Source organism: Francisella sp. 19X1-34 (assembly GCF_041102755.1).
Classification (GTDB): domain Bacteria; phylum Pseudomonadota; class Gammaproteobacteria; order Francisellales; family Francisellaceae; genus Francisella.
Genome location: NZ_JBGCTX010000115.1, coordinates 1 through 3,264 on the forward strand (window position 1 = coordinate 1; position 3,264 = coordinate 3,264).

The window sequence follows — 3,264 nt, forward strand, 5'->3', positions numbered from 1 at the left end:
TGCACATTTTATGATTAAATTTGAAGATAGGATTGGTAGCCTATGAAAAATTTACACAAAAGTCTGTAAAGGGTCTAGTTGTAACAGAACCCTTATGTATATGCGACCTTTTTCCCTGCTAATATTAGAATATCAGGAATTTCAGTAGCATATAATATTTCTTTGGCATTAGGTGGGGGATTCACACCATTAATTATTGAATATCTTCTTAAGAATGTAGGATCTATATACTCTATAGCCATATTAGATATGCCTTTCTCAATTTTATATATATTAGTTTTAGTATACGTATATTTTAAAAGGAAGGCAGCTGCTGAAACTATTTGTTCATAACCAGAAGAGTGAGCTAATTATGATCTAAATTATCTTCTCAATATTAATTCCAATGTTATTACTGCTTTTTAGGTAAGTCCTAAGATAACTATCTAGGGGGATTTCAACAACTTTTCTATAAATTGATGATGCTTCTATAAACATTAATTTACCTTTACTGTTTCTAACAGCTAACCCAAGATGAGTGACATTTAAATTAGTACCATAAGGGTTTTTAAATGGAACATTCCAATTAGGCCTAACTATTTCAATAACTGCAATAGAAGGAACCTGATTAAAAATATAATTATTAGCTTTTCCATTACTATCAAGTAATGATGTTAAAGGGATATATGCTAGTTTACTTTTGATATTTTTTTGAGTTAAACCTAATAATCTAAGTGAGCTTAATTTTATTCTAGCTTCATTATATTTAATTGGCTTAAGTATTCTTATACTTCCTAAGATATTATCATTGTTGTAGCCAGTTAATAATAAATGCCTGTACCAATTTGGTTTATTTATATTAGTAATAGCAACTCTTGCTATAGCTTTACCTTCAATATTAGTAATATTTTTAGTTACATCATAAATAAATTTATTTTGTTGATTAGTTTTGTTCCAATCAACTTGTATAAACCAATGATCTCGATTCTGATATGCAATAGTATTATTTCTATAACGAATTCTAATAATATTTTTCTTGAATTCATTAAAATCATGACCTTTTATTAATGCTAGTATAGTATCTACTAAAGTTACACAATCAAAAGTGTCTGTACGATATATTGGCTCTTGGTCATAACTTGATATTAAACCCTCTCCTAGGGGACTCTCTGGTAGATAATATGGCTTACCTAGAAAGTACCTCTTCACATAATTAATTTTAGATTTTAGGTCACTACCTTTCATTATGGGGTTTTTATATATTTGTTTAATAACTACATTATAATTATTCATAGAATATTTATGGATATTCCATGTATTTGAAATATCATCACCAATACAAATGTTGTATCCGCTTAATAAGATTATTATTAAACAAATATATTTAAGGATATAAAATCTATACATTTCCATGATCTTTCTTAATGTCCGATCATGGGTTTATCTTTTGAATCGGTAAATGTTCTTTCACATTGAGGGTACCCTGTGCATCCCCACCATTTACCTTTCTTTCCATCTCTTTGGATAAGATCAGAACCACAGTCAGGACACTCATAATTGATATCATTTCCCTCTTTACTCATATTTAGCCCTCTTCTTTAATTTTTTAAGTGTATTCTATACTTCGTACTCTGATAATGTAAGCATAGCTTCCCCCTATCATGTATTAATTCTAAATAGAATTTCACCGTTTGTTTCTTCTGCTATTAAAAACTCTTCTTGCATCAGTAATTTAATATAATCATCTACTTCACGATCACTAGTTAATTTGGTAGCAATAATATTATTGAGAGTCGCCTCTGAGAGATAAAAGTATTCATCTAGTTTTTGAAAATGTAGTAATGATGAATTCTTCTCTTGTTTAAGAAGTGATAATAATACTTTTTTGATATAGTTCTTATGTTTAATAGGACTATTATCTGCTTGTTGTTTTAAGCTTTCTTTTCTCTCTGCTAATATTTTGCTTCTAACTTCTTCATTATCAGCAGGTATTAAAGCTTGAATATCTTTATCATCAGTACGAGTAAGGTTTTCAGCTGCTAAACCTTTATATCTTCTATGCTCATAATACTTAGTTCTATCACATAAAATAACAGGACAACCTTTATGAAATATTATCTGCTTATCAGCTGGAAGCTCTCTAATCTTGTCTATTGGTAATAGTTCAGTCCTAGTTAAACTAGTATTTGTACTTTTATCCTTATCCTTTTGTCTTTCACCAACACTTTCAACTTCTACAGTTTTTGAGCCTGATAGATTCTTAATAAACTCAATAGTTTTATCACCATTTACCTCAAAGAATTGTAAAACATCAAATTCCTTAATCATATCTGGCATTGAAAACTTCTGTAGTTGATTCATATTTTGGAAATACAACCAAAACCTAGTTTTTTTGTATTGTAAAACCTCATACATCTTTTCAATTAGTTTCATACAACTAAGTTGAGCTATTTCATCTAATGCAAATATATAATATTCAGCTAAGAGCATTTGAGGTCTTGCAAATTCAATTGCTGATTTAGCAACCCCAATCATAAACTTAATAAATGAAGCTGTTTGCTCAACCATACTTGTTGGTACTATCATATAGATATCAGCTTTACCCTCTAAGAACTCTTTTACATCTAATGTTCTTTCGGGATCGCCTTTAGTAAATATAGCTTTGATATCTGGTCTACCGAATATCTCAACCGCTGAAATAATATTTCCATATACTCCTTGTCCGTATACAGTTAAAGAGCCTTTCTCAAAAAGTACCTCTATTTTCTTAATTGCAATTAGAATAATTTCATTATCTTCATCTAAAGACTTATTGTATCTTGCAAGTAACTTATGACCATGATTAAGTCCTTTTTTAACAACTATCTCAAATAGCTCATAAATATTACGATTATTATTAACAAGATAAAATAATATCCCTGCGATAATACTTCTAGCATCATCATAAAATGATTTATTTCTTCCACCTGAAGGGTCCTCTAAAGCTATTGCTTGAGCTAAAGATGAACTATACATATTAGGATCAACATCAATACCTATATTACACAAATCAACATGTAGGGTCTGTTTTGATTGCCACTTACTAGCATTATAATTAACCTCAGTTCGATAATTATTTCATATTTAAATACTTGTAGTTATTGATTTTAACTGGACTAATAATGAACTGAGCCAAAGCAGCCATAAGATGAGTAAAAGCATTGTTTATAGATCTATGTCTTGTATGCCATAAGGTTAGATTATTTTTGAGATAGTCAAAAATAGTCTCAATGATAGATCTCTTAG

General features: G+C 29.3%; 5 protein-coding genes. All 5 read right to left on the reverse strand.

The features are described from left to right. Positions 1-92: 92 nt before the first annotated feature. On the reverse strand, positions 93-242 hold the full coding sequence (locus AB8E56_RS11355) for a hypothetical protein (protein ID WP_329481193.1): 150 nt from the start codon (positions 240-242) through the stop codon (positions 93-95). Between the two features lie 115 nt (positions 243-357). Then, the gene (locus AB8E56_RS11360) at positions 358-1,386 is read right to left on the reverse strand and encodes an N-acetylmuramoyl-L-alanine amidase-like domain-containing protein (protein ID WP_329481195.1); all 1,029 of its coding nucleotides are present in this window, start codon (positions 1,384-1,386) and stop codon (positions 358-360) included. A 14-nt stretch (positions 1,387-1,400) separates the two neighbouring features. Continuing rightward, positions 1,401-1,562: a topoisomerase DNA-binding C4 zinc finger domain-containing protein gene (locus AB8E56_RS11365; protein WP_329481197.1), complete on the reverse strand. Its 162-nt coding sequence runs from the start codon at positions 1,560-1,562 to the stop codon at positions 1,401-1,403. Between the two features lie 76 nt (positions 1,563-1,638). Continuing rightward, the gene (locus AB8E56_RS11370; RefSeq protein WP_329481199.1) at positions 1,639-3,027 is read right to left on the reverse strand and encodes a type IV secretory system conjugative DNA transfer family protein; all 1,389 of its coding nucleotides are present in this window, start codon (positions 3,025-3,027) and stop codon (positions 1,639-1,641) included. Positions 3,028-3,091: 64 nt separating this feature from the next. Next, a partial coding sequence (locus tag AB8E56_RS11375; protein ID WP_329481201.1) for a transposase occupies positions 3,092-3,264 on the reverse strand: 173 nt, incomplete at its 5' end.